Raw genomic sequence first — 23,643 nt, forward strand, 5'->3', positions numbered from 1 at the left:
CAGAGCTCGCTAAGATCGGCTCATTGGAGATGGCATTCCTCCATTAACCAACCGCTGTGCCCGTAGCAGCTGATGATGCCTACAGAAACCTGATCAACCAGGTCTGTAGGCGTTCGCGCCCAGAATCCCCTTTTTGGTCAGGCCCACTTACATTTTTGTGGCTGGCCAAATGTCTAAATTTCGACGACCTGAACAACTCGACTTACTGCCCTATATTGCGAAATGGCTTGCGCTTGCTGGTCTTGTAGCTCTTTTGGCAGGCTCTGCCTCTGCGTTATTCCTCCTTTCTTTGGATCATGCCACCCAGTGGCGAGAAGCCCATCCCTGGGTGCTCTGGCTCCTGCCAGTTGCTGGCTTTGCCGTGGGACTTGCGTATCACCTGATAGGCAAACCAGTTGATGCCGGAAACAACCTGATCATCGATGAGATCCACGATCCTAAAAAGACTATTCCCTTGCGCATGGTGCCGATGGTGCTAATCGGAACCGTGGTTTCCCACCTCTTCGGTGCATCTGTGGGACGTGAGGGAACGGCGGTGCAGATGGGCGGCGCTCTTGCGGATCAATTGACGCATGTCTTTCGGCTACGCCGCGAAGATCGCCGGGTGATTCTCATGGCCGGTATCAGTGCTGGCTTTGCGTCCGTCTTCGGCACCCCTCTTGCCGGGGCTTTGTTCGGACTTGAAGTGTTGGCCATCGGACGCATGCGTTACGACGCGCTTTTCCCTTGCGTGGTTGCGGCAATCGTTGCTGACCAGGTGGGGAAAGCCTGGGGAGTGGTTCATACGCATTACGTCATTGGCGAAGTGGTTCCCGTGCAGCTCTGGAGCGTCATGGCTGTGGTCGCCGCTGGGATTATCTTCGGCCTCACTGGCCTGCTATTCGCGACGACCACCCATAAGCTAGGGGCTTTCGTTAAACGACTTATCTCCTATTCGCCATTACGACCATTCGCCGGCGGCCTTCTGATCGCAGTGGCAGTGTGGGCGCTTGGTAGCAACCATTACACCGATGTCGATAAGTACATCGGACTGGGGATTCCGAGCATCGTCCAATCCTTTCAAATGCCAATGGCTCCTTGGGACTGGCTTGGAAAGATGTTGTTCACCGTTGTCTCCCTGGGGACTGGATTCAAGGGCGGCGAAGTCACTCCGCTGTTTTACATTGGAGCCACCTTGGGGAACGCGCTAGCGCCCCTCTTACATCTTCCCTTCGGCATGCTGGCTGGTATCGGTTTTGTCGCTGTCTTCGCTGGTGCAGCTAATACGCCACTGGCAACCATTGTCATGGCCATGGAGCTCTTCGGGCCTGAAATTGCTCCGCTTGCAGCCATTGCCTGTATCGCAAGTTACCTCGTATCCGGGCATACCGGGATCTATCACGCCCAGCGCGTCGGTCACAGCAAGCATCACCGTCCTCTGCCGAAGGAAATCCGGCTCTCCGATATCAAGCAATTTCATGCTCAAAGTGAATCCGCCAGCGAGCGCAAAGTGACTTTTATTGGGGAAGAGAAATGACCGAACATCGCCAAGATCGCCTGACAGCTTTGCAGCTCTATTTCCCTGGCGCTAGTCGGGCTCGAGTTACAAATTTCTGGCATCACCTGAGTGCGCCCGCACTTGCCCAACACCTTCTTAAAGTCGCGCAGAAAGCCAAGATTGATCAGGTCATGCTCAAACCGATTTCTGCGGGCTATTTGACGGGCCATCGCATTTCCCATCATCACCCGGAGCTTGGTGATATGCGTCATCCGCAGTGTCTGGAATTGCTGGATACAGAGGTCAAGCTGCGCACCTTCCTGCGCGACCACGCTGACGAGTTGCGCAAGGTGCGAGCAGTTCTTCTCTTATGCGAGTTACCGCTCAGTGAAGCCTTGTAATTCAGTTCGAAGAAACAGTTCGCAAATGAAGAGGCATAGCCGACTAACCGTTGGTCGCTCTCGCCACATTAGAGGATGTTGCCATGAATGGCTTTCAACTGACGTTTTTCACTGAACAGAGTACCAACTACCAGCATCTTCCACTCGGGGAGTGGCTGGTTGAGTTCGCCAAACGAGAGGGCATGTTGGGAGCGACGCTGGTGAGCGGTACGGAAGGCCTGGATCATTTAGGACATTTGCATACCGCGCATTTCCTCAGCGGTGCTGATCATCCGGTCACAGTGACGATATCCACTGATGAGCCCGGGTGCGAGAAGTTGCTGGAAGCATTGGCCAAGGAGGCGTTTTCGCTGAGCTTTATCAAATTGCCCATCGAGTACGGTCGAGTGGGCCAGGCGAAAAGCTGAAAACCACGGTTTGTTGGACAACCAGTAAAAAGGATAAACGCCATGTACCGAATTTATAACCTGCGTCCACAGCCAGCCCCCGTCAACTGGGCTCGTGACAACAGGCCGCTCCTCGTAGGACTGGTTTTTTGGGCGCTTTTTTTGGCGGGCATTGCAGGCAGCCAAAAGGTATCGAGCGAGGGTTGGTACATCGTCACCTCGCTCGAAGGCGCCTTGGTCACGATGCGCATGCCCAGTGAGAAATCCTGCAAGGCAGACGTGACCATCACCTGCGTACCTGGCTACGAGCTGAGAGCACAGCAACGTTGAACGTTACGAGCGCGATGGTGGTGGGCAATCCAAAGATGAGATTGCGAAATGGAACTCACCGACGTCGGCTCATCAAAACCACTTTAGAGAAATGGGATACCACATGAGCGCAGTGATGCTGAGCATCGTATTCGGGCTTGTGATGGGCAGGCTTTTTACAGGATCCGTCTATGAATTCGTCGCGCTTTTCATCGTAAGCATTGGAGTGTCGTTGCTGACGTTTCATCTGCTAGATCAAAGGCGGGCCATGCTACAAGCCCAGACTGCGTACTGCTGTTCTGTGATGGTTGCGTCAAACCAAATGCTGGAGCTTTTCCAGATGGCAAAGGGAGGGCAATTCATGCCCTTGGTGGGAGAGATTCCTGAGCTAATTATTGGAGGCTTCTTGGTTCCCGCAATTGCGGTGTCGGCAGTGCAGCTGTTCAGAATACTCATGGAGAGCTGACTTCCGAAATCGAGGCCTCTCGACTTATTCACATGGTTAATGACGTTCCCGAATCGTCCCTTGGAGAAAATCAATGAAAACGCAAATCCAGGCTATTCATGCACGTGAAATTCTCGATTCACGCGGTAACCCTACCGTTGAAGTCGACGTCACCTTGGAGTGCGGAACACTGGGCCGGGCTTCAGTCCCGTCCGGTGCCTCTACAGGCGCTCACGAAGCTGTTGAGTTGCGTGACCATGATCCAAAGAGGTATTCCGGCAGAGGAGTGTTAAAGGCCGTTAGCAATGTGAATACCGAAATACTTGAGTCTCTGAGAGGCCAGGATGCAGTTGACCAGGAACAGATTGATCATCTGATGATTAAGCTGGATGGAACACCTGATAAGTCTAGGCTTGGAGGAAACGCCATCTTGGGCGTCAGCCTCGCCGTAGCCAGAGCGTCGGCTTCTGCGATGAAAGTGCCCTTGTTCCAATATCTGGGCGGCGAGCAAGCAGCAAGAATGCCCGTCCCAATGTTCAATATTCTCAATGGCGGTGTTCACGCAAACTGGCAAGGCCCTGACTTCCAAGAATTTATGATTGCACCTACAGGGGCTGGCAGTTTCAAGGAAGCCTTGCGTTGGGGCGCTGAGGTGTACCACGAGCTGAAAGCGGTGCTTAAGGACGCCGGCTACTCAACAGCGGTCGGAGATGAAGGCGGCTTTGCGCCGACGCTCAAGAAAAACTCAGATGCCATTGAGCTGATCATTAAGGCAATTGAAAGGGCCGGTTATACCCCTGGATCTCAGATCGAGATCGCTATCGACCCAGCATCCAGCGGTTTCTATGAGAACGGTCTTTACCATCTGCGCTCTGAAGGTCGTAAGGTCGATGCTCAAGAGCTGATTAGTCTCTATTCCTCCTGGGTCGACAAGTACCCGATTGCGGTACTGGAAGATGGCCTCGCGGAAGACGATTGGTCGGGCTGGAAGCAATTGAATGCTGCGCTGGGTAACCGGATCGAGTTGGTTGGAGATGACCTGTTTGTCACCAACGTCGAACGGATTCAACGAGGCATCAAAGAAAACGTCGCCAATGCTGTACTGATTAAACCCAATCAAATCGGAACCCTGACTGAGACCAAAGCCGCCATCGTAATGGCTTACGGGGCAAATTGGGGAGCTATGGTTTCTCATCGTAGCGGGGAGACTGTAGACAGCTTCATCGCAGATCTGACTGTTGCCATGGGTACTGGCCATCTCAAGACGGGCGCTCCATGTCGAGGGGAGCGGGTCGAGAAATACAATCAGTTTCTGAGAATAGAAGAGCATCTTGGCAGCCATGCGTTTTATGCAGGACATGATGCATTCGTGCGCTGACGGCCTATAGCCGGTAAACCTGTTGTACTGGTTACCGTAAAAAACGAACCACATATCGCTGTTGGCAAAAACGTCAGTGGCATTGGCCTTTCCTAGACGCTTGGAGATATGAGCATGAGCTACACGGATATTCCAGCTGGTAACGCGATCCCCGATGACTTCTTCACCGTTATCGAGATTCCTGCAAACCACTCGCCGATCAAGTACGAGGTGGACAAGCCGAGTGGACAAATTTTCGTAGACCGCTTCCTCAGCACGCCCATGTTCTATCCGGCCAACTACGGGTTCATTCCAAATACGTTGAGCGATGACGGAGACCCGTTGGACGTCTTGGTGATTTGCCCTTACCCGGTATCGCCTGGCGTTGTCATTCGTAGTCGCCCGGTTGGCGTGATGTACATGACGGACGAAGCTGGAGCGGATGCCAAGGTGATCGCGGTGCCTCATGAAAAACTAAGCTCTGTGTACAGCAACATAAAGGAATTCTCTGACCTCCCTGCATTACTCCTCGCACAGATCCAGCACTTCTTCGAAAGCTACAAGGCATTGGAGCCGGGTAAGTGGGTAAAGATGGGCCGTTGGGGGAGCGCAGATGAGGCCCGAGAAGAGATTCGCAAATCGGTAGCTACGTATAAACCAAAAAAGGGGGACCACTCGCCACATTAAAGGATGTGGCCACCTGTGTACCGAGCTACGCTCCAAGCACTGCAATAATGTCACTGATGGCGAAGTAACCCAAGGACTGCATTCCTGAACGGACTAGAGATTCCCGAGGCATTTAAAGGGTGTCAGTTCACTCAATGATAGCCTGCCTGATCGTTAACCTTTCCTCGGAACACGGAGTAGCTCCAAATGGTGTAGCCCAGAATGATCGGGATAATGAGCAGAGCACCTACAAGCATAAAACCTTGGCTTTGCGGGGGGGCTGCGGCATCCCAGATCGACGTCAACGGTGGGACGATGTTCGGCCACAGGCTGATGCCGAGGCCGCTGTAACCCAGAAAGATCAATACCAGGGTCAAGATAAAAGGCGCGTAGTGAGCACTGCTCGCCACGGCCCTGAACAACCCCCACATAGTCACCAACACTAGGACTGGCACCGGCAGGAACCAGAACAGGTTCGGTAGGCAGAACCAGCGTGCAGCGATATCGCCATGGGCGAGCGGCGTCCATAAGCTGACCACGGCGATCACAGCCAGCAGTGCCAACGTCAAAGGACGGGCCAGGTTATGCATGGCTTTTTGCAGCACGCCTTCAGTTTTCATGATCAGCCAGGTGCAGCCAAGCAAGGCATACGCAACTATCAGCGCAGCGCCGCAGAACAGACTGAACGGCGTCAGCCAGTCTAGGCCGCCCCCGGCGTACTGGCGATCGACCACCGGGAGGCCGTCGATGTAGGCGCCCAACGCCACGCCCTGGAAGAAGGTCGCCACCAGGGAGCCGCCGATAAAGGCCTTGTCCCAGATGTGGCGCTTCTCGTCAGTGGCCTTGAAACGGAACTCGAAGGCCACGCCGCGGAAAATCAGCCCGAACAGCATGAAAATCAGCGGCAGGTACAGGGCCGACAGGACCACCGAATAGGCCAGCGGGAAGGCGCCGAACAACGCCGCGCCGCCAAGCACGAGCCAGGTTTCGTTGCCGTCCCAGACAGGCGCGACCGTGTTCATCATTACGTCGCGATCGCCCGAGCCCTTCATGAAAGGAAAAAGAATGCCAATCCCTAGGTCAAAGCCGTCCATAATTACGTACATCATGATGCCGAAGATGATGATCACGGCCCAAATCAGCGGAAGATCAATGCCCATGAGTCAATGCCCCTTGTGATGGCTATCAGCATCGCCACCGTGGGCGGCAGATAGAGGACGGGCAGGTGTTCGCAGATGGCCAGGCCCACCGTGGCTAAGCGCGTCGCCTTCGTGATTTTGGGGTCCTTTACGTACCAGGCGCATCATGTAGCCCAAGCCGGTTCCGAAAAGCGCGAAATAAACCAGGACAAACAGCACTAAGGTAATGCTCATCTGCGCCACGCTATGGTTCGACGAAGCATCGGCAGTGCGCAGCAGTCCATACACTACCCAAGGCTGACGACCGATTTCAGTGGTAAACCAGCCGGCCAATAGGGCGATCAGCCCTGACGGCCCCATAAGCATCAGGAAGTATAAGAACGAGCGGCACCGGTAGAGCGTGCCGCGCTTTCGCAACCATAGACTCCACAGTCCAGTGAAAATCATCAGCATTCCCAAGCCAACCATGATACGGAACGACCAGAACACGATAGTCGAGTTGGGGCGATCCTCCGGCGCAAAGGATGCCAAGGCAGGAATCTGACGATCCAGGCTGTGGGTAAGGATCAAACTGCCCAAGTAGGGAATCTCGACGGAAAACCGGGTCTTCTCAGCCTTCATATCGGGCCAGCCAAACAGGATCAACGGCGTCGGCTCATTGCCCACGTTTTCCCAGTGGCCCTCTATTGCCGCAATTTTTGCCGGCTGATGCTCCAAAGTGTTCAACCCGTGAGCATCGCCCACCACGGCTTGTATCGGCGCCACAATCAACGCCATCCACATCGCCATTGATAACATTCGACGGACGGCCGGGTTATCGCGACCTCCCAACAGGTGCCAGGCTGCTGAAGCGCCGACAAAGAACGCCGTTGCCACGAAGGCAGCAATCGACATGTGCACCAGGCGGTAAGGAAAAGACGGATTGAAGATAATCTTCAGCCAGTCCATCGGAATCACTTGACCATGATCAATTTTGAAGCCCTGTGGGGTTTGCATCCAGCTATTAGAGGCGAGAATCCAGAACGAGGAAACCAAGGTGCCAACGGCCACCATCACGGTAGAAAAGAAATGTAGGCCACGGCCGACTCTACTCCAACCAAAAAGCATCACACCCAAGAATCCAGCTTCAAGAAAGAAAGCCGTCAGTACCTCGTAGGTCAGTAGGGTCCCCGTTATAGGGCCGGCGAAATACGAAAATCTGCTCCAATTGGTACCGAACTCATACGCCATGACCAATCCTGACACCACACCCATACCGAAGTTGACTGCGAAGATTTTGATCCAAAAGTGGTATAAGGTCCGATAGGTATTGTCATGCGTCCTCAACCAAAGACCTTCCAACACTGCTAGATAAGCAGCCAGCCCGACGGTAACTGCCGGGAACAGGATGTGGAATGAAACGGTGAAAGCGAACTGCATTCGCGCGAGGTCAAGAGCTTGAAGATCGAACATATCGTGGCCTCCTAATGGCAATTTCGTATCAATAGAGGAAGCGTCTTGTCAGTGTCGACTCACCAAGGCACCGCCCCCCTCGGGATTTCGCTTGAAGCGCGAGAAATTTTTCTGCTGATGCCGAACGTTGCGCAACTGACGCGCTGGGTGATTTCCCAGTCCACGGGCGACAAAACCTTGCCGTATTTCGATCCGTTGGATGGCGGCGTCTACGCCAAAATATTGATATTGCTAGAGTCACCCGCGCGAACGGTCAGTCGTGCACGGTATGTCTCACGAGACAATCCGGGGCCTGCACAACGCAACCTCAAAAGTTTCATGGAACAGGTTGGGTTGGAACGCCGAGAGACCGTTATCTGGAATCTATATCCTTGGCTGCCCGATCTTGAAAAGCCCAAGGCGTCGCTCCGCAGGGCGCAAATTGAGGAGGGAATTGAGAAGCTAATCACGCTGCTTCCGCATTTTCCTGATCTCGCGACTGTCGTATTTGCCGGACGTGTCGCTCAGCAGGCGATGCTGCGGGTTCGACACGCCTTTCCCGATATCTCATTGCTCGAGATGCCACACCCCAGCCCGCTTTCTGTTTGCACTCACCCGAGTGTTCGGCAACGCATCCTATCCACGCTGCGTGACGCCAAACAGTCGATTGAGTAGCCAAAGGTTCAGGGTTTGCTCATCTTGTTCAGCGAGGCGATGCAGGGCGAGATGAACAAGTTGCCGCGATACGCGCCTACCAAAGTTTTGGCCGCGACGATGATCCACATGATCGCAAGCAGCAATACCAGTACCACGCCCACAAAATTGAAGAACGCGAGGTGCAACATGGAGCCCAATTTAAGGGTAGTCACCGCATACACGCCTAGCGGAAAGGTGAAACCCCACCAGCCGAGGTTGAAAGGAATACCCTCCCTGAAGTAGCGACCGGTAATCAGCAGCGCCAAAACCATCCACCACAATCCAAGCCCCCAAAACAGCACACCACCGATCAAGCCAATGCCCTCGGCAACGCCTCCGATGCCGGCCATTCCATGAGCGGCGAAGATCGCCGGAGCGTCGCTGCCGAGTACCAGCATCCCCAACGCACCAGTACCAATGGGCCCTAATGAAAGCCAGCTCGATGCCGCCATGCTCTCATGAGGCAATTTATGCAATGCCATGCGCAGCAGCAGAATCACCAGAATACTCAAGGCAACGGGCACTGAGTATGCCCATAGCACGTAGCTGGTGATCAACAGGGTGAACTGTGCACTCGCATCAGCAAGGTGCGGCGCCAGTAGCCCACCACTGGCGGCGGCTACCTCGGCCGCAACCACAGGTAGCAGCCATACTGCTGTCATCTGGTCGATACTGTGCTGCTGGCGGGTAAACATCATGAACGGGATCAGAACCCCGCACGCCAACGCCATGGCGACATCGATCCACCACAGGACTTCAGCTAAAGCGACAACCCCATCCCCCCAGCGTGGCAAGCCATAAAGGAGAAATCCGTTGATGATTGTCGCCAGCCCCATGGGGATGGTTCCAAAAAACATCGACACGGTGGAGTGACCGAAGATCTGTTTGGCTTCATTAAAGAACAGGGCCCAGCGGCTTGCGTACAACACCGTAAAGAGGCAAAACAACGCGATATTGAAAAACCACAAGGCTTCACCTAACACTTTGGGCCACTGCGCGGCAAATGGCAGTTGGCCCAAAGCCAGAGCCAGAATCCCGGTGCCCATCGTGGCGGCGAACCAGTTAGGTGTGAACTGCCGGATCGCTTCTCGTGGATTGGACAATGCTGCCAGTGGATGGCTGCCGCCCATAATCGCTGCGAGTCGTGTATCACTCATTTTCGCGCTCCCGCTTCAGTGTTCATTCAATGTGACTTGCCTGAAGTATAGCTTGATGAGGTTAGCGGCTAAACGGATAGTATAGGTTTACGTTACCTGTTAAAGAGGTAGAAAATTGAAGTTAAGCCTACGTCAATTGCAAATCTTCTGCGCCATTGCGCAACAGGGCAGCACCACCAGCGCGGCCATCGCTGTGTCACTTTCGCAATCGGCCACCAGCGCCGCACTCAACGAGTTGGAAAGCGCCTTGGATATCCGGCTTTTCGATCGCGTAGGCAAACGCTTGGTGTTAAACAATAACGGCCAAGCATTACTGCCCCAGGCCAGAAGCATGCTTGAGAACGCGTTGCAGATAGAAAACAGCTTCCTTCCAGGGCATGCAGAGCTGAAGACTCGCTTGCGGGTAGGCTGTAGTACCACTATAGGCAACTATGTTTTGCCATTGATACTTGGCGAGTTACGCCAATCGGCTCCGCACCTGCGGGTCGATGTTGATATGGCCAACAGCATGGCTATCGCCCGGAAGGTCGCAGATTTCGAGATTGATATGGGACTGATTGAGGGACCGTGCCACTTGCCCGAACTGAGTGCCGAACCTTGGCTTGTAGATGAACTGCTCATTGTAGCGGGCCAACGTCACCCTTTAGCACTCAAGTCGCAGGTCACCCTTGATGACCTGCGTACTGCTGAGTGGCTTCTCCGCGAACCTGGCTCGGGCACTCGGGAGGAAGTCGAACAGTTGCTGTTGCGTCACCTGCACGACCTCGCTGAAACCCGCCAGATCGGCAGCTCAGAAGCCATCAAACACGTCCTTGCACAAGGCATCGGCATCAGTTGCCTGTCGAGCAGGGTCGTTCGGGATCTGCTGACTTCTCAAGACCTGATTGAACTGCCGCATGCGTTGCCTGGGCTGAGCCGGCGCTTTTTTCTGATCCGCCACCGGGAAAAATTCATCTCGTCCGGACTTGAACGGTTCTGGCAAAGTTGCACTCAGTTTGCGAGCCAAAGCTAACGAAATCTATTTGAAAAGTAGGTAACTACTACCACAACAACTTGTTTTCGGAATTTATCCCAAGCGCTTAAGGTCAACTCATTGTCTAGCAGCAATCAGCGAGCTGCATTTGCCAAGGCGCAATCTCACGCCTGGCTGCCCCTTGTGAGGAACCTCTGATGAATGTGATCAAGAAAACAGTGACTGCACTGGCGTTGGGTATCGCGCTCGCCGCATCAATGAGTGCGTCGGCAGCGGAAGATCGCTGGACCTTCGATGGTGATATTCATAACAACTCACTGGCTGTCAGCCCTGACGAATCGACAGCCGTAGTCTCCTACAGTCAGCGTCCTGACGTGGTGGTCTACGACTTGAAAACCGGCAAGGTTCGTCAGGTTCTCACCGGCTATATCACGCCACGCAACATTGTCTTTTCTCCAAACGGCGATGTGTTCTACCTTTCCGACAGCAGCTTAGGGGTCGTTCGTAAGATCGACACCAAAACATTAAAAGTCATCGCAGATCTTCCGTTAGGTGCAGGTGCTTTTGGTACCACGCTCAGCAAGGATGGGAGCCTGCTCTACGTCAACAACGAGGCCGCCAGCACCTTGTCGGTTATTGACCTTGATCACCAACGACCAGTAGCTGTGGTACCTGGCTTCTCCCAACCGCGCCAAGGCATCCGAGTAAGCCCTGACGGCAAAACCGTCTATGTCACCAACTTTCTTGGCGACAAAATCACCCTGGTCGACAGCAAGACCAATAAGATCGAAGGTGAGATCACTGGCTTCAACAAGTTGCGCGCCATCTCCATATCGGCCGACGGCAATACGCTGTACGCGGCTAACAGCGGCAGTAACAGCATCGCAGTTGTCGACACTCAAAAACGCGCTATCACAACCACCGTTATGGTGGGCAAAGACCCCTACGGTGCAGCCCTGACTCCAGACGGACTGCACGTCTACTCGGGTAACCTGGGTGACAACACCCTGTCAGTGATAGACACCAAAACGCTGAAAGTGACGACCACTGTGACCGGTTTGAAGGCACCCCGCCAGGCCATTGTCTTCACCAAAGACAAGTCGAAGGCTTATGTCCTCAACGAGGACCTGAGCATCTCCACCGTCGATCTCGCCAGCAACAAGGTGGTATCGACGCTCAAGGCTGACTGATCGAAACAACGCAGGCCTTCTCGAGGGCCTGCTGATACTCCACGACCTGGTGAATAATAATGAATGGAAGTGATGAGTTCTGGATGATGAATCGCCGTCGTTTACTCGGGTTGGCCACTAGCGCTGGTCTCGCTAGCCTGCTTCCGCGCCAAGCCCTTTCTGGAACGGACTTGGCGCAACTAGATAGGATCGAATCCGCAGAGTCCGAACGACGCCTTGTACGTTTTCCAGAGAAAACGGGACTGATTCTGATTACTGATCGTCCGCCGCAGTTGGAAACGCCGCTGCATTATTTTCGCCAGGACCTGACGCCTAACGAAGCCTATTTTGTTCGGTGGCATCTGTCGGGGTATCCAACTCAGGTCGATACGCGAACCTTTCGACTGCGTCTCGATGGCCAGGTTGCCAATCCTCAGTCTTTTTCTCTTGATGCCTTGGTCAACGAGTTCGAGCCCGTGACACTGGTGGCCATGAACCAATGTTCAGGCAATGCCAGAAGCTTGTTTGGTCCTAAACCTCCTGGTGGGCAATGGCAATTTGGCGCGATGGGAAATGCACAGTGGACAGGCGTTCGCCTCAAGGACCTCCTTGATCGTGCAGGTGTTAAAGCAGGAGCAGTCGAGGTGGCAATTTCTGGGCTGGATGAGTCGCCAATGCCAGGCTTGCCAAAGATCGTGAAGTCATTGAAGTTTGACCATGCCAATGATGGTGATGTGATGGTTGCATACGCAATGAATGGCGCACCACTGCCGATGCTCAATGGCTTTCCATTGCGCTTAGTGGTACCCGGTTGGTACGCGACTTACTGGATTAAATCATTGGCTCACATTGAGGTGCTAGATAAACCTTTAAGCAATATTTGGATGAACCAAGCCTACCGAATTCCTGATAATCCAGAGATCAACGAGGAGCCAGGAAACCTCTCCAAGAAAACGGTACCCATCAACCGCTTTGTCACTCACTCCGTATTCGTACGTCCAGAACCCGAAGAACTATTGCTTGTAAATCATCCATACATGCTAGAGGGCTTAGCCAATGATGGCGGCGATGGTATCGCTCGGGTTGAGGTTTCAGTTGACGGCGGGCGTACTTGGGCAGATGCGACGCTCGACCCCGAGATCGGCCGGTTCTCTTGGCGTCGGTGGCGCTTCGTATGGACCCCCCTTGACAAAGGCCGATACACGTTCAAGGTCCGCGCCACCAACCGCGCCGGGCAAGGTCAACTGACCACCCAGTGGAATCGGGGAGGCTATGCGCGCCGGGTTATCGAACAAACCACTGGAATGGTGGTGTGAGATGACGACATTTCTCCAGCCTAGAATGCTCTTTTTTGCCTTGATGTGTAGCCTACCTATTTGGATACCAAGCGCCTTTGCGGCCGAGGAACCGAAGGTCGATTTTGGTGCTCCCGTGCACTCAATCACTGTTCCCCACGACGAGCCCTACTTGCCGGACGGTCCGGGGCGCAGCGAATTTCTGGCACAATGCGTGATCTGCCATTCTCCTCGTTACGTTACCAACCAACCTGCATTTCCGCGTAAAACCTGGGCGGCTGAGGTCGCCAAAATGCGCGACGAATATGGAGCGCCCATCCCCGACGAAGCCGTACAACCAATCATCGATTATCTGATGTTCTTCAATGGCAAGGAGACACCATGAGTGATCCTGTTCGCGACACATCGGCCCATGGGATTTCCCGAACTGCATTGGCTATGTTGATTGGTGTATTGGCGCTCGGCACGTTGATATCTTGGAAGGTCATCGGCACCCACGGCGCCTCGGATATCACCCGACGAGGAGATGCTCTCCCGTCGCGAGTGGACTCAACAGATAAGGTCGAGTTGACCACTGCATTGGTCGGCGCAGGCGCAATTGTGGTCCAACAGCGTTGCGCAGGGTGTCATGACGCGACTCAACGTTCGGTAGGTCCTAGCTGGAATGCAGTCCTTGCACGATATAAATCTGTAATTGGGACGAAGCCGCTTAATCACGAAGCATTGGCTGTCATGGTCGCTGCCATTTCCCATCCCCAACCAGGATGGGATGGTTATTCTGCAGGGCCTACGGACATAACACTGACGCCGGAGGAGCGATCAGGAACGGCAGCATGGATTCTAAGCCGCTCCAAAACCGTTTCGTTGAAGGAGCTAAGCCATGAGTAGACTGATAGCTGGAACAGAGCATGCTCTAGACGCGAATCAACCCTCGGATATTTTGCCGCGCATTGATTACGATCTTATCAAAGCCCACGGTTATGCAGCAGTGATCACACTGTTTCTATCAGCTCTTGCGGGCCTGCTTGTTGCTCTGAAGCTGACAATGCCCGATCTGCTGAGTAGCCACGCAGCGCTGACCTGGGGTCGCCTGAGGTTCGATCACACACAAGGTATTTTTTTTGGTTGGCTTGCCAATGCTTTCTTTGCGTTCTGTTACCACATGGTCCCGCGCCTGGCTGATCGCCCGGTGTTCAGTCGCAGATTGGGCTGGGTCATTTTCTATATTTGGAATCTTGGTGTCCTTTTGCCCGGATGGTTACTTATTTCCCTCGGGCTCGATAGCCCATGGTTCGCAATACAGTCTTTAGAATGGGCGGAGTTCCCAATGATCGTGGACCTAGTGGTAGTACTCGGTCTGATTTTGGTATGTGCCCAATTCGCGGGGCCTTTCTTGCTTAAGCGGCAACGAGGAGGCTTGTATATTTCGGCTTGGTACCTGATCGGCGGAGCCGTATTTACGCTGCTTGCATATCCAGTAGGAAATTTCGCGCCTGCATTTATCCCCGGCGCGCAAGGTGCTGCATTCAGCGGGCTTTGGATTCACGACGCAGTGGGTTTGTTCGTTACGCCATTTGTACTTGCGATCTCTTACTACATTATTCCGGCCGCCACCAATCGACCTATCTATAGCCACTTTTTGTCAATGATCGGTTTCTGGTTTCTATTCTTTTTTTATCCGCTCAATGGCACTCACCATTACGTCTATTCGGCTATCCCCATGGACGCGCAGAAGGCGGCCATTATCGCCTCCGTGTATTTGGGCATGGACGTGATACTAGTTGTATTCAACCAACTGATGTCACTGCGAGGCCAAGCTTCGACAGTCGCAAGCGATGTCCCTCTGAGGTTTGTCTGGACGGGCACGGTGTTCTATTTAATCGTCAGTTTGCAGGGCGCGTTCCAGGCTCTGATGCCGGTCAACCGATTGACTCACTTTTCCGATTGGGTAATTGGCCATTCGCATCTCGCGATGCTGGGTTTTGCAACCTTCGTTGCCGCTGGCGGGATTGCCCATGCCTGGCAGCGTATACAAAACAACCGCTACAGCGCAGCGGCGATGAATTGGGCTTACTGGCTGATAACTATCGGCCTACTGGCCATGTTCACCACACTAACGGCCGGCGGTTTGGTACAGGCACAAATATGGGAAACCACCGCGCCGTGGATGGACTCTGTACGCGCATCTCTGGCGTACTGGTGGATCAGAGACCTAAGCGGATTGCCGATTCTGGCAGGCTTCATCGCGTTTTTCCTGGGCCTAACTACAGGAGCCCGAAACAACGGTGCTGCCGTAAGTACCTCTCCCGTCATTCACCCTACGTTAGCGGGAGTTTAAGGTATGCAAACGGTTACCAAGCATCGCCTGTTCAATAGCGCCTATCTGATCATATTTGTAGCCGGTATCGGCTTCTTTATCTTGTCGTTTATGCTGCTCGGGATATTGCCTGGGAAGCAACTGCAAAAGGAAATCGAGGCCCGTGCACCTGCCAACATGCAACAGTATTCCGCGAAAGAAGAACGAGGGCGCATTGTATATGCCCGCGAAGGGTGCGGTTATTGTCATACTCAACAAGTACGATTCGTAGCTCAGGACGTCAGTCGCTGGGGGGCGCCCACTGAAGCATGGGAAACGAAATACGACTACCCACAACTCTGGGGGACTCGCCGCATTGGTCCTGATTTAGCTCGGGAAACCGAGGTACGAAGTAATGATTGGCATCTGACCCACCTATTCAATCCTCGATATGTCGTTCGTGACTCTGTAATGCCTGGCTATCCCTGGTTGTTTAAAGGTGATGCCAACAAACCGACATCGGATGGAATTGACCTCGTTGCCTACTTACAGACGCTTGGTAGAGCTAGAAAAGTTTCGGGTTATGACGATCCGCTTCAGGCGCAGGTTGACGCTCAACAATCAACCCAGAAGAGCAGTAACGCGATGTCGCACGACAGCATGGCAGATGAAGAAATGTCGGCGTCACTCAATGTAAGCCAAGATGCAATCGCCGCGCGACCTCGCTTGGATGGGCCAGTGCCTGGCTTTGTGATACCTACTAACGCAAATGACCGCTCGATCGCATTACGTCTGGGACAAGCGGCTTTCGCGGAGAACTGCGCCGGGTGCCATGGTCCGAGTGGAACAGGTGATGGCTTAGCGGCGCCGACGTTGCTGCCACGTCCGGCTAACCTGCGCGATGCACAATTTACAACCCGGCATTTAGCCGATGTTTTGTGGAACGGCAGGCCCGGGACAGCAATGCCCGCTTGGAGAGACCTTGATAACTCAACGCTGGTGGCACTCACGCTTTATGTGCAAAGCCTGCATACAGCGGACGAGCGCGCCTTGCCGTCTAGCGACGTAGCGCTTGGGCAGTCTCTATTTTCCACCAATTGTGCTAGCTGCCACGGTGCCAGTGGCCAGGGCAATGGGCCTGCATCTCGCGGGCTCTCCCCACGCCCCGCGAACTTCTGGGAGAAGAAAGGCAACACGGCGTATCTGGAGAACGTCTTGCGTGAAGGCATACCAGGTACGGCAATGCCTCCCTGGAAAGCAGTGCTCTCGGACGAACAACGAACTGCTGTAGTTACCTATTTGCGTACGCTATACCAACCTACCGAGCAGGAGTGAATCATGTTTGCTTCAATGGTAATTGTGATGACCCTGATCGTTTCTGCATTCGTTGTAGCTTGGTGGGTCAGCCCTGAACTTCGGCTGTGGAGTGAGGCGCCCAAGCTCGTGATGCTTGAGCGTGAACGTCGTTTTGCTCAAATAAGAACGCCATTGGATCAACAGGGGGGGAAAGATCAGGGTTCCGGTAAAACATAATATTGGGAAGTTTTTTACGGAACTGGAATAGAACTGTCTGGCGTTCGTCTACTGTCTGGTCGCGTACTATTTCAAATAGCAGGCGAGCCTACAAAAATTCACAAAAACCAAAGGAATACGTATGTTCAAAAAAATGATCCTCACCGCTGCTGTTGCCGTCTGCTGCATATCTGGTTTTGCGTTCGCCGACGCGCCAGTCAAGGTTGCTGAAACAGACAAGGGAAAAGTACTCGTAGACGCGAAAGGAATGACTCTGTACACGTTCGGTAAGGACACCTCGGGCAAGTCGGTCTGCACTGGGCCATGCGCTGCAAACTGGCCACCTCTGGCAGTGTCGGCAAACGCCAAAGCGGATCATGATTATTCTGTCGTCACTCGAGACGATGGCACAAAACAATGGGCTTACAAAGGCATGCCACTTTACAGCTGGGTCAAAGATACCAAGCCAGGGGATACAACCGGCGACGGTGTCAACCAAGTCTGGCACGTTGCTAAACCGTAACCTCATTAATTAACAGGCTAGCATGCGCCCTGGCTTTGTCAGTGGCGCAAACTAGAAGTTTAACTACCTGATAGTTCCGCCAACGTGCGGCCGCTGCGCCTCACAAAGCATGATGGATCAGATCAACGTAAAATGGGGCCGAGGCACCGTACGCTCTTGAGATGTTCCCATAACGCCATACTGGGGTATGAAGCGCCAGATGCTAAGCCCCATTTGCACAACCCAGCTGGATCACCTCTGGACTGTTAAATTTAAATAGGGCTAGCACTGGGGCTGGGACTTACTAAAGGTTTCAACCCTCAGATCTGATTAAGGTAGGATGATTCAAAGAGCATAGCAAAAATCTTAATCCCGCCAATTATACATTATTGAAAAAACAGGTGATTGCGTTGCATTTGACCAACTGCTTGCATTCAATTTGACCAATTGCATTCGTATTGCCCACCTGGATAAACACCGGATCCTATTGCAACCGTTTGCGACTTTTGATCCTTCGCATTGATTCGCCTTTCAGTTCTATAACGTGGGACTTGTGAACGATACGGTCAAGAATTGCATCGGCAATCGTGGGGTCGGAGAACAGGTCATACCATTTTTCTTTAGGGTACTGACTTGTAATCAACAATGAGCCGTTCTGTGACTGCTCGTCGATAACGTCCAGGAGGAACGGGCCCAACTGGGCGTCAATGCCACCGATGCCCAAATCATCTATGACTAATAATTCTGCGCGGATCAAATGCCGACGTAGTTTAGGCGTGGTGTGGTCAGCGTAAGAAAGTGAGATCTCTTCAAAAAGCTTCGTGGCAGTGCGATACAGCGTCGCTCGCCCAAGGCGGCAGGCTTGGTTTCCGAGTGCGCAAGCGAGCCAGGTTTTGCCAGTGCCCGTAGCGCCCGTGATGATCACATTCTGACGTCGCGCTAACCACTCGCACTCACCAAGGGACATGACCGTATTGCGGTCTATGCCTCGAGACGCCTTGAATTCAATGCTGTCTATTGTGGCTTCATTCTCACGAAGCCTTGCGTTCTTTAGCAAACGTCCAACCTTTCTGCTCTCACGCTCGCTATTTTCGGCATCCATCATTAAACCAAGCCTTGTTTCGAATGGTTCTTTCAGCAGCGCCGGTGTTTCAAGCTGACGCTCGTAGGCTGCTGCCATCCCGTGCAGACCAAGAGACATAAGGTTTTGGGCAGTATCGAGGATTGACTTCATAGCGGCTCATCTCCCTGTGAGGCGTAGTATTCAGCACCACGTATGTTGGCGTGTTCGACCAAGGGGGCGGATCTTCGGTAGTTGGGGCGCAGGTCAGATTCGTTCCGAAGGATCGAACGCAGCCGCTCAGAACTTAGGATGTTCAAGCTATTCGCATAGCCGCACGCGGACTCAAGGCGTGACGGTGTGATTGCCCCTTTGCGAACGTCACGTTTCAGGCCAACAACGACCTTCAAACCGGTCGAGAAATCTTTCCGCAGGTTGAGGTTGTCCTTCACGAAACGGAGCGTTTCCGGCCCAATAGTCTCAGCCCAGACAATCAGAGCTTCCGGCTGGGAGTCCTGGAAATATCTGTGATTCGGGGCCAAGTGCTCTTTGAGAGTGCTAGTGCCCCGCTGACGATTGAGCTTGTGCGAGCCGATGAGACGGCGCTGATGAATGATTTCGAGCCAATCGTCTCGCACGCGCAAATCGACAAGAAGATTCGCGAAGTGGTAAGGAACCGAGTAGCTGTGCTCTTCAAATTGTACGTGGTAGTCGCTGCCTACCCTAACCTGATACACCCACTTGCTGTAGCTGTACTTATGTTCTGGGAGCGGCTTGAGGGCTGGATAGTCAAGCTCAAGGAAGCGGCTGGTTCGGCTCTTAGGGTACGTTCGAGTGATTCGACTGTTTAGCTCATCAACCCAGTAGCTGATTTTCTCGTTGAGCTCTTCTAAGGAAAAAAAGGTGCTCGCTCTCAGCCTTGCGAGAACGAATCTTTGTACCAGTTGAACAGCAATCTCACCTAGCGACTTGTCTTGCGGTTTACGCGGTCTGGCGGGGTAAATTTGAAATCCGTAGTGCTCAGAAAACTCGGCGTAGGCACGATTTAGGGTCACCACATCTCTCGTGTTTTTCGTCACTGCTGACTTCAAATTATCAGGCACAACGAACCGTGGAACCCCGTCGAAGAACTCCAGGGCCAGAATGTTGCATCTGAGCCAGTCTGGGATCGTTTGACTTCTCACGGCGGTGGCAAAAATGTATCCCGAGGCACCTAGCGTTGCCACGAACACCTGAGCTTGGCTGATTGCTCCAGTATCCGGGTTGGTCACAGGCATTGTCCTGCCACAAAAGTCCACGAAGCACTTGTCTCCGGGGAGGTGAGTCTGTCGCATGCTCAGCTTTTGCCTATTGACCCATTCACGATAAATCCGTGTGAACTGAGCATAAGACACGCCTTCTGGCTCGCTTGTACGAAACTCTTGCCATAGGAGTTCCAAGGTGATGTCAGGAAGTTTTAGCTGTTCATGGATGGCAGGCCATGACGGGTAAGCCTTCCTTTGAGATGAGACTTTTGGCTGGGTATGCAGACGCTCCGCCAGCGCTTTGTCGTCAAGGTGCTTCAGTTCTTCCCAGCTTTGTCCACACTGTGCCAACTGATCCCGAATGGTGCGAACAGTGTTATGGGACACTTTGGCTAATAGGCCAATAGCCCTATTCGACAGCTTGGGGTCGCTCGTAAGGCGTAGCACCTCGCGCTGCGTACTTATTGGCAGCCTCATATGTTCTCCTCGCGACAGGTGTGTGAACACCTCACAGGTCGCGCCGTGTGAAAATTGCAGACAAACGGAATGTGATCGACTTGACGCCGAACGCGAGGGAACACAGAATGACGGCGCGTAGGGCTGAAACCTAACACCATCAAAAAAGCCTAGGGCTCCACCCCTGGGCTTTTTTGTGCTCCAAATCCACCGGCTAGCTCCTATCCTGATCTCATTGTGATACTCCTCATATGCTTAGTTCATACGGCCTGCTGCCGTGCGCAGCGCTGCGTAGCAATCCACCAAGCGACCTCTTTGGACAGAGCAAAGAACCCCCGACGATTAGGCACTTCAAATAGCGGCACCTCAATTGTCCCTCGCTGTTTAGCTTTACGAAACGCGTCGTACGATGTGTAACCCAACTCTCTCCACAGCGCGCTGCCACCCACCATCAGGCCATATCGCTGTTTGAGGTCGAGCTCTAATTCGAATGACAGAAATTGGATTTCAAGGGGCTCGCGCATCGCACTTAATGTCCGGTTTGGTCACAGTTGATAGTAATAAACCGCCCCCTTGCGCTCCAGCCGTAAGACTTCTACATTTTTTACGGTACAAAGATCGTTCGGGGATTTTTAAGTGTCTGATTTTAAGAGAATTGCAAACATTTATTCGGAGTTCGCAGGCAGCTTGCGCGAACAAATTCCGGAAAATAGCCGCCCCCGAAGCAACACAGTGGAAATGCTCGCAGTGGGCTACTGGTTCGAAGGACTGAGGCAGCGGACAGGCCTCAAAACTGCCTATGCCCTTGAGCTGTATTTCGAAAAAGAGTCATTTCGAAGAAATACGAATGGCACGATCCGGCATTACCGAAGCAAGTGGTCTAGGTACGAACAGAAAATGATCTCCCCCAAGGCCAAGACCTTGAGTAGGGTGGAACTGCTAGCACCTGGATCGTCCCGCGACCTGAATCATCCCATATGGACTTTGATGAAGCTGATCTCCCGGCAACAGAAAATCAGCTTCGACAGCTACTTCCGTGCGTTAAATACCGATGTCCAACTGGTGCTTTATCGCAGCACCAGCAACATGATTTGGGACAGTGTTCAGCGCGAACCAATCACTCAAGTTCTACTCGAAAAACTCGAACGCAGGGCAAGCTTGGATGCCCTCGCTGCGTTGATCGCGATAGTGGTCGAAGCAGATCTCCTAGGTCGAAAAACCGTTGCTATCAAGGCAGCAGGCACCTTGCACAAAGTACTTCTGATGCTGGCAATGGAGCTTCAAGCGCGCGGTGTTGCCGTTGGCCTAATCGATTGGCTCGTGTTCAACGTCCTACCCCTTGGAGTGCCTGCCCATCTGCATATCTGGATGAGCAGCGCTGACTACATCCACGCGTCGGCGCATTTGAACACCATGGTTTACCAGCATCCGGAAAGGCGCGGAAAAGCCCTACCTTGGAAGCTTCGTAATAAGCTGATGTGCAAGCTGCTTGCCGGGGACATGGGAATTGACGTTTTGCACGCAATGCGCCCTCAGTTCGAGTTGCGGACGGACATAGGGGAAATTGCGGCCGAGCTGGTCGAGGAGTTTAAGAAGACGTCGGCACTGAGAACTTGGGGATGGATGTGCATCATCGATGGCGCGCCACAGACAGTGCCACCAGTACCGCTGCTTTAGCCTTTCAAATGACTCGCTAGGCGAGTGGTCAAGTCCAATGCAAATGCCTGGTCACTTCCGATGCAAACGACTGGTCAAGTCGAATGCAAATGGCTGGTCAAATGGGTTGCAATTTCCCAGTTTGCCACAACTCTGAACTTTTCGTCGCATCCAGGCCTCCACCCAATAACCCGCCTTAACCGGAACGGAGGCCTGCCCCATGAAAACCCTGCTCAAACTCACCCTCGCCGCCACCCTCGCCTGCGCCCTGCCGGTCTGGGCCTGCACACCAGAAGAGGCCACCGCCAAACGCGAACAACTGGCCAAGGAAGTGGCCAAGCTCACCGAACAGAATCCGGCCAAGGCCAAGGAAATCAATGCCGAGTTGCAGAAGATGGACTTGGGCACGGCCAGCGCCGATCTGCCGGACAAGTGCCAGTTGATTGATCAGCGCTTGAAGGAACTGGACTCGGCTGAGAAAAAAACCGACAGCTAAAAGCACAAGATCAAAAGATCGCAGCCTTCGGCAGCTCCTACACCAGACCCTGTAGAAGCTGCCGAAGGCTGCGATCTTTTGATCTTAAAAATGCATTTGTGCATTTATTTTCTTGCATAAACGCATATCCAGACTAAGGTTACATCGAGCAAGGAGATCGGCACCGTTCATCGCAGATGAAAACCGTTACCCACCGATCGCTCGGCAATACCGCAACACAATCACAAGCTGGACGCTTGTTTTCATTCATGAAGGACTGAAAAAATGTTAACCACTCAAGCCACATCATTCACCGGCGAGAGCCTGCCAAGGTGCCTTGTCGGCCATCTGCTCGACCCGCAACTGGTCGAGGTTCAAGCCACTGCACAAACCGCCGCACTGGCCACTGCCAGCCTCAACTTCAGCATGCAGAAACAGACTCAGACCAACTGGTGCTGGGCCGCGGTTTCCGCTTCGGTCGGCAACTATTACGGCACTGGAAACTGGACCCAGTGCGGCGTCGCCAGCACCCAACTGGATCGCAATTGCTGCAGCCAGCCAGGACCGTGCAACGTCTACGGCTATCTGGATTCAGCCCTGCAAACCACCCGCAGCTACAACGGCATGAATCAGGGTTCGCTGCAGATGTCGGCCATTCAGAACCAGATCAACATGGGCCGCCCGGTCGGCCTGCGCTGTGCCTGGTACGGTGGCGGTGCGCACTTCCTGACGATCTACGGCACCAACGGCAACTATGTGCTGGTTGCCGACTCGATCTACGGTTATTCGACCCGCGCGCTGAACTCATTCCCGGGTTCGTACAACGGCGGCGGCAACTGGACTCACACTTACTTCACCGCAAAAAACTAGGAGGGCAACATCATGCAACTGACTTATCCAAAGGCGCCTTCCAACGGCGTACAGACGTTGCGTCCGGTGCTGCAAGCCGCGCTGCAAAACCAGGGCTTCGGTATCAACCGTCAGTTCGCCAACGCGACACCGGCCAAAGTCAGCCTCAGCGAAGCCTATCGCGGCTACTCGCTGACACTCGACGATCTGAGCCAGGGCAAGGGTTTGAAAGACGCACGCGTCGGTGACTGGCATTACTTGGTGTTTGCCGACGACGTGAGCATTGCCGATGCGCAACTGGCCGAGGTGCGTGGCCATGTCGAGTTCGCTTCGCTGAACCACGGCACCCGGGCCGCCGACACCGTGGGCGCGTTGAAACTGGCGGAACAGGCGCCGCAATTGCAAGGCAAAACCGTTGAACTGCGCGTGCTGTTTGTCTCGGCGCTGCACGTCGTGGCGATCTGGCTGCATGCGGACGGTGAGGATGTGCTGATCCCGATTGAGCCGACGCCAAAAGAGCTGGGCGACTCACGGCTGTACAGCGAAGCCGCGCTGCTCGCGCTGCTCAAACCGGCGGCAGATCGCGCCAGACAGCGCTTTGACGCGGACACCAGCGGACAGTTGGGGAACTGACAGACCCAGCGCATAAAAAAACCCGGACACTGTCCGGGTTTTTTATTGGCCTGCGAAAC

Annotated in this window: 28 protein-coding genes and 1 riboswitch; of the genes, 22 read left to right on the forward strand and 6 right to left on the reverse strand. The window is 53.7% G+C overall.

The window, feature by feature from the left end:
- Positions 1-16: 16 nt before the first annotated feature.
- Positions 17-89: riboswitch (Fluoride riboswitch) on the forward strand.
- Positions 90-169: 80 nt separating this feature from the next.
- From KVQ82_RS22350 to ppa, 7 genes are all read left to right on the forward strand, one after another.
- Positions 170-1,516, forward strand: coding sequence for a voltage-gated chloride channel family protein (locus tag KVQ82_RS22350; protein WP_012723171.1), 1,347 nt, complete (start codon positions 170-172; stop codon positions 1,514-1,516).
- Entirely contained in the window at positions 1,513-1,878 is a 366-nt protein-coding gene (locus KVQ82_RS22355; RefSeq protein WP_012723170.1) for a hypothetical protein, read from the forward strand. Before KVQ82_RS22350 ends, KVQ82_RS22355 begins: the two co-directional genes overlap by 4 nt.
- Before the next feature lie 83 nt (positions 1,879-1,961).
- Positions 1,962-2,285, forward strand: coding sequence for a DUF190 domain-containing protein (locus tag KVQ82_RS22360; protein WP_012723169.1), 324 nt, complete (start codon positions 1,962-1,964; stop codon positions 2,283-2,285).
- A 42-nt stretch (positions 2,286-2,327) separates the two neighbouring features.
- A complete protein-coding gene (locus KVQ82_RS22365; protein WP_012723168.1) occupies positions 2,328-2,594 on the forward strand; it encodes a hypothetical protein in 267 nt (88 codons plus the stop codon).
- Between the two features lie 103 nt (positions 2,595-2,697).
- Positions 2,698-3,039 carry a hypothetical protein gene (locus KVQ82_RS22370; protein WP_032657050.1) on the forward strand — a complete coding sequence of 114 codons (342 nt, stop codon included), beginning with the start codon at positions 2,698-2,700 and terminating at the stop codon, positions 3,037-3,039.
- A gap of 73 nt (positions 3,040-3,112) precedes the next feature.
- The gene (gene eno / locus KVQ82_RS22375; protein ID WP_012723166.1) at positions 3,113-4,396 is read left to right on the forward strand and encodes a phosphopyruvate hydratase; all 1,284 of its coding nucleotides are present in this window, start codon (positions 3,113-3,115) and stop codon (positions 4,394-4,396) included.
- 114 nt (positions 4,397-4,510) lie between these two features.
- On the forward strand, positions 4,511-5,062 hold the full coding sequence (gene ppa, locus KVQ82_RS22380) for an inorganic diphosphatase (RefSeq protein ID WP_012723165.1): 552 nt from the start codon (positions 4,511-4,513) through the stop codon (positions 5,060-5,062).
- Between the two features lie 131 nt (positions 5,063-5,193).
- Here the strand turns inward: ppa and cydB are convergent, their stop codons facing one another.
- A complete protein-coding gene (gene cydB, locus KVQ82_RS22385; protein WP_012723164.1) occupies positions 5,194-6,201 on the reverse strand; it encodes a cytochrome d ubiquinol oxidase subunit II in 1,008 nt (335 codons plus the stop codon).
- A 3-nt stretch (positions 6,202-6,204) separates the two neighbouring features.
- Positions 6,205-7,632 (reverse strand): cytochrome ubiquinol oxidase subunit I, encoded by a 1,428-nt coding sequence (locus KVQ82_RS22390; RefSeq protein WP_012723163.1) that lies wholly within the window; start codon positions 7,630-7,632, stop codon positions 6,205-6,207.
- Between the two features lie 51 nt (positions 7,633-7,683).
- Here KVQ82_RS22390 and KVQ82_RS22395 point away from each other — a divergent pair, with 51 nt between their 5' ends.
- Positions 7,684-8,286 (forward strand): uracil-DNA glycosylase, encoded by a 603-nt coding sequence (locus tag KVQ82_RS22395; protein WP_032657055.1) that lies wholly within the window; start codon positions 7,684-7,686, stop codon positions 8,284-8,286.
- Positions 8,287-8,294: 8 nt separating this feature from the next.
- Here the strand turns inward: KVQ82_RS22395 and KVQ82_RS22400 are convergent, their stop codons facing one another.
- Positions 8,295-9,464, reverse strand: a complete 1,170-nt coding sequence (locus KVQ82_RS22400; protein ID WP_012723161.1) for a TDT family transporter — start codon at positions 9,462-9,464, stop codon at positions 8,295-8,297.
- Positions 9,465-9,579: 115 nt separating this feature from the next.
- Between KVQ82_RS22400 and KVQ82_RS22405 the strand changes: the two genes are divergently transcribed.
- The 10 genes from KVQ82_RS22405 (at position 9,580) to KVQ82_RS31880 (ending at position 17,491) form a co-directional block, all read left to right on the forward strand.
- Positions 9,580-10,476 carry a LysR family transcriptional regulator gene (locus KVQ82_RS22405; protein ID WP_222015963.1) on the forward strand — a complete coding sequence of 299 codons (897 nt, stop codon included), beginning with the start codon at positions 9,580-9,582 and terminating at the stop codon, positions 10,474-10,476.
- Positions 10,477-10,634: 158 nt separating this feature from the next.
- Complete coding sequence (locus KVQ82_RS22410; protein ID WP_012723159.1) at positions 10,635-11,627, forward strand: beta-propeller fold lactonase family protein; 993 nt, start codon at positions 10,635-10,637, stop codon at positions 11,625-11,627.
- A gap of 59 nt (positions 11,628-11,686) precedes the next feature.
- Positions 11,687-12,922, forward strand: coding sequence for a molybdopterin-dependent oxidoreductase (locus KVQ82_RS22415; protein WP_103388956.1), 1,236 nt, complete (start codon positions 11,687-11,689; stop codon positions 12,920-12,922).
- Position 12,923: 1 nt separating this feature from the next.
- Complete coding sequence (locus tag KVQ82_RS22420) at positions 12,924-13,286, forward strand: hypothetical protein (protein ID WP_224265906.1); 363 nt, start codon at positions 12,924-12,926, stop codon at positions 13,284-13,286.
- On the forward strand, positions 13,283-13,789 hold the full coding sequence (locus KVQ82_RS22425) for a hypothetical protein (protein WP_012723156.1): 507 nt from the start codon (positions 13,283-13,285) through the stop codon (positions 13,787-13,789). The genes KVQ82_RS22420 and KVQ82_RS22425 overlap by 4 nt, the downstream gene beginning before the upstream one ends.
- Positions 13,782-15,239 (forward strand): cbb3-type cytochrome c oxidase subunit I, encoded by a 1,458-nt coding sequence (locus KVQ82_RS22430; RefSeq protein WP_260687726.1) that lies wholly within the window; start codon positions 13,782-13,784, stop codon positions 15,237-15,239. Before KVQ82_RS22425 ends, KVQ82_RS22430 begins: the two co-directional genes overlap by 8 nt.
- A 3-nt stretch (positions 15,240-15,242) precedes the next feature.
- A complete protein-coding gene (locus KVQ82_RS22435; protein ID WP_012723154.1) occupies positions 15,243-16,532 on the forward strand; it encodes a cbb3-type cytochrome c oxidase subunit II in 1,290 nt (429 codons plus the stop codon).
- A gap of 3 nt (positions 16,533-16,535) precedes the next feature.
- Positions 16,536-16,730 (forward strand): hypothetical protein, encoded by a 195-nt coding sequence (locus tag KVQ82_RS22440; protein ID WP_032657047.1) that lies wholly within the window; start codon positions 16,536-16,538, stop codon positions 16,728-16,730.
- Between the two features lie 121 nt (positions 16,731-16,851).
- On the forward strand, positions 16,852-17,232 hold the full coding sequence (locus tag KVQ82_RS22445) for a hypothetical protein (protein WP_012723153.1): 381 nt from the start codon (positions 16,852-16,854) through the stop codon (positions 17,230-17,232).
- A 199-nt stretch (positions 17,233-17,431) separates the two neighbouring features.
- Positions 17,432-17,491, forward strand: a complete 60-nt coding sequence (locus KVQ82_RS31880) for a hypothetical protein (RefSeq protein WP_369426617.1) — start codon at positions 17,432-17,434, stop codon at positions 17,489-17,491.
- A 204-nt stretch (positions 17,492-17,695) separates the two neighbouring features.
- Here the strand turns inward: KVQ82_RS31880 and istB are convergent, their stop codons facing one another.
- The 3 genes from istB to KVQ82_RS22465 all read right to left on the reverse strand — a co-directional run bounded on the left by istB (position 17,696) and on the right by KVQ82_RS22465 (position 20,495).
- Positions 17,696-18,445, reverse strand: coding sequence for an IS21-like element helper ATPase IstB (istB, locus tag KVQ82_RS22455; protein ID WP_012723152.1), 750 nt, complete (start codon positions 18,443-18,445; stop codon positions 17,696-17,698).
- A complete protein-coding gene (gene istA / locus KVQ82_RS22460) occupies positions 18,442-19,992 on the reverse strand; it encodes an IS21 family transposase (RefSeq protein WP_032657045.1) in 1,551 nt (516 codons plus the stop codon). Before istA ends, istB begins: the two co-directional genes overlap by 4 nt.
- A gap of 239 nt (positions 19,993-20,231) precedes the next feature.
- On the reverse strand, positions 20,232-20,495 hold the full coding sequence (locus tag KVQ82_RS22465) for a hypothetical protein (protein WP_012723150.1): 264 nt from the start codon (positions 20,493-20,495) through the stop codon (positions 20,232-20,234).
- A 112-nt stretch (positions 20,496-20,607) separates the two neighbouring features.
- Here KVQ82_RS22465 and KVQ82_RS31685 point away from each other — a divergent pair, with 112 nt between their 5' ends.
- From KVQ82_RS31685 to KVQ82_RS22485, 4 genes are all read left to right on the forward strand, one after another.
- The gene (locus KVQ82_RS31685) at positions 20,608-21,648 is read left to right on the forward strand and encodes a hypothetical protein (protein WP_012723149.1); all 1,041 of its coding nucleotides are present in this window, start codon (positions 20,608-20,610) and stop codon (positions 21,646-21,648) included.
- Positions 21,649-21,847: 199 nt separating this feature from the next.
- Positions 21,848-22,123, forward strand: a complete 276-nt coding sequence (locus KVQ82_RS22475) for a hypothetical protein (RefSeq protein WP_222015965.1) — start codon at positions 21,848-21,850, stop codon at positions 22,121-22,123.
- A gap of 264 nt (positions 22,124-22,387) precedes the next feature.
- On the forward strand, positions 22,388-22,972 hold the full coding sequence (locus KVQ82_RS22480) for a papain-like cysteine protease family protein (RefSeq protein WP_222015967.1): 585 nt from the start codon (positions 22,388-22,390) through the stop codon (positions 22,970-22,972).
- A gap of 12 nt (positions 22,973-22,984) precedes the next feature.
- Positions 22,985-23,584 carry a hypothetical protein gene (locus tag KVQ82_RS22485; protein ID WP_222015969.1) on the forward strand — a complete coding sequence of 200 codons (600 nt, stop codon included), beginning with the start codon at positions 22,985-22,987 and terminating at the stop codon, positions 23,582-23,584.
- Positions 23,585-23,643 lie beyond the last annotated feature (59 nt).

It is taken from the genome of Pseudomonas sp. AO-1 (assembly GCF_019775695.1).
Taxonomy (GTDB): domain Bacteria; phylum Pseudomonadota; class Gammaproteobacteria; order Pseudomonadales; family Pseudomonadaceae; genus Aquipseudomonas; species Aquipseudomonas parakoreensis.

Excerpts from the sequence above, each read along its gene's own strand:
- KVQ82_RS22350 (WP_012723171.1), top strand. The coding sequence starts at position 170 with ATGTCTAAATTTCGACGACCTGAACAACTCGACTTACTGCCCTATATT.
- KVQ82_RS22355 (WP_012723170.1), top strand. The coding sequence starts at position 1,513 with ATGACCGAACATCGCCAAGATCGCCTGACAGCTTTGCAGCTCTATTTC.
- KVQ82_RS22360 (WP_012723169.1), top strand. The coding sequence starts at position 1,962 with ATGAATGGCTTTCAACTGACGTTTTTCACTGAACAGAGTACCAACTAC.
- KVQ82_RS22365 (WP_012723168.1), top strand. The coding sequence starts at position 2,328 with ATGTACCGAATTTATAACCTGCGTCCACAGCCAGCCCCCGTCAACTGG.
- KVQ82_RS22370 (WP_032657050.1), top strand. The coding sequence starts at position 2,698 with ATGAGCGCAGTGATGCTGAGCATCGTATTCGGGCTTGTGATGGGCAGG.
- eno (WP_012723166.1), top strand. The coding sequence starts at position 3,113 with ATGAAAACGCAAATCCAGGCTATTCATGCACGTGAAATTCTCGATTCA.
- ppa (WP_012723165.1), top strand. The coding sequence starts at position 4,511 with ATGAGCTACACGGATATTCCAGCTGGTAACGCGATCCCCGATGACTTC.
- cydB (WP_012723164.1), bottom strand. The coding sequence starts at position 6,201 with ATGGGCATTGATCTTCCGCTGATTTGGGCCGTGATCATCATCTTCGGC.
- KVQ82_RS22390 (WP_012723163.1), bottom strand. The coding sequence starts at position 7,632 with ATGTTCGATCTTCAAGCTCTTGACCTCGCGCGAATGCAGTTCGCTTTC.
- KVQ82_RS22400 (WP_012723161.1), bottom strand. The coding sequence starts at position 9,464 with ATGAGTGATACACGACTCGCAGCGATTATGGGCGGCAGCCATCCACTG.
- KVQ82_RS22410 (WP_012723159.1), top strand. The coding sequence starts at position 10,635 with ATGAATGTGATCAAGAAAACAGTGACTGCACTGGCGTTGGGTATCGCG.
- KVQ82_RS22415 (WP_103388956.1), top strand. The coding sequence starts at position 11,687 with ATGAATGGAAGTGATGAGTTCTGGATGATGAATCGCCGTCGTTTACTC.
- KVQ82_RS22420 (WP_224265906.1), top strand. The coding sequence starts at position 12,924 with ATGACGACATTTCTCCAGCCTAGAATGCTCTTTTTTGCCTTGATGTGT.
- KVQ82_RS22425 (WP_012723156.1), top strand. The coding sequence starts at position 13,283 with ATGAGTGATCCTGTTCGCGACACATCGGCCCATGGGATTTCCCGAACT.
- KVQ82_RS22430 (WP_260687726.1), top strand. The coding sequence starts at position 13,782 with ATGAGTAGACTGATAGCTGGAACAGAGCATGCTCTAGACGCGAATCAA.
- KVQ82_RS22435 (WP_012723154.1), top strand. The coding sequence starts at position 15,243 with ATGCAAACGGTTACCAAGCATCGCCTGTTCAATAGCGCCTATCTGATC.
- KVQ82_RS22440 (WP_032657047.1), top strand. The coding sequence starts at position 16,536 with ATGTTTGCTTCAATGGTAATTGTGATGACCCTGATCGTTTCTGCATTC.
- KVQ82_RS22445 (WP_012723153.1), top strand. The coding sequence starts at position 16,852 with ATGTTCAAAAAAATGATCCTCACCGCTGCTGTTGCCGTCTGCTGCATA.
- istB (WP_012723152.1), bottom strand. The coding sequence starts at position 18,445 with ATGAAGTCAATCCTCGATACTGCCCAAAACCTTATGTCTCTTGGTCTG.
- istA (WP_032657045.1), bottom strand. The coding sequence starts at position 19,992 with ATGAGGCTGCCAATAAGTACGCAGCGCGAGGTGCTACGCCTTACGAGC.
- KVQ82_RS22465 (WP_012723150.1), bottom strand. The coding sequence starts at position 20,495 with ATGCGCGAGCCCCTTGAAATCCAATTTCTGTCATTCGAATTAGAGCTC.
- KVQ82_RS22475 (WP_222015965.1), top strand. The coding sequence starts at position 21,848 with ATGAAAACCCTGCTCAAACTCACCCTCGCCGCCACCCTCGCCTGCGCC.
- KVQ82_RS22480 (WP_222015967.1), top strand. The coding sequence starts at position 22,388 with ATGTTAACCACTCAAGCCACATCATTCACCGGCGAGAGCCTGCCAAGG.
- KVQ82_RS22485 (WP_222015969.1), top strand. The coding sequence starts at position 22,985 with ATGCAACTGACTTATCCAAAGGCGCCTTCCAACGGCGTACAGACGTTG.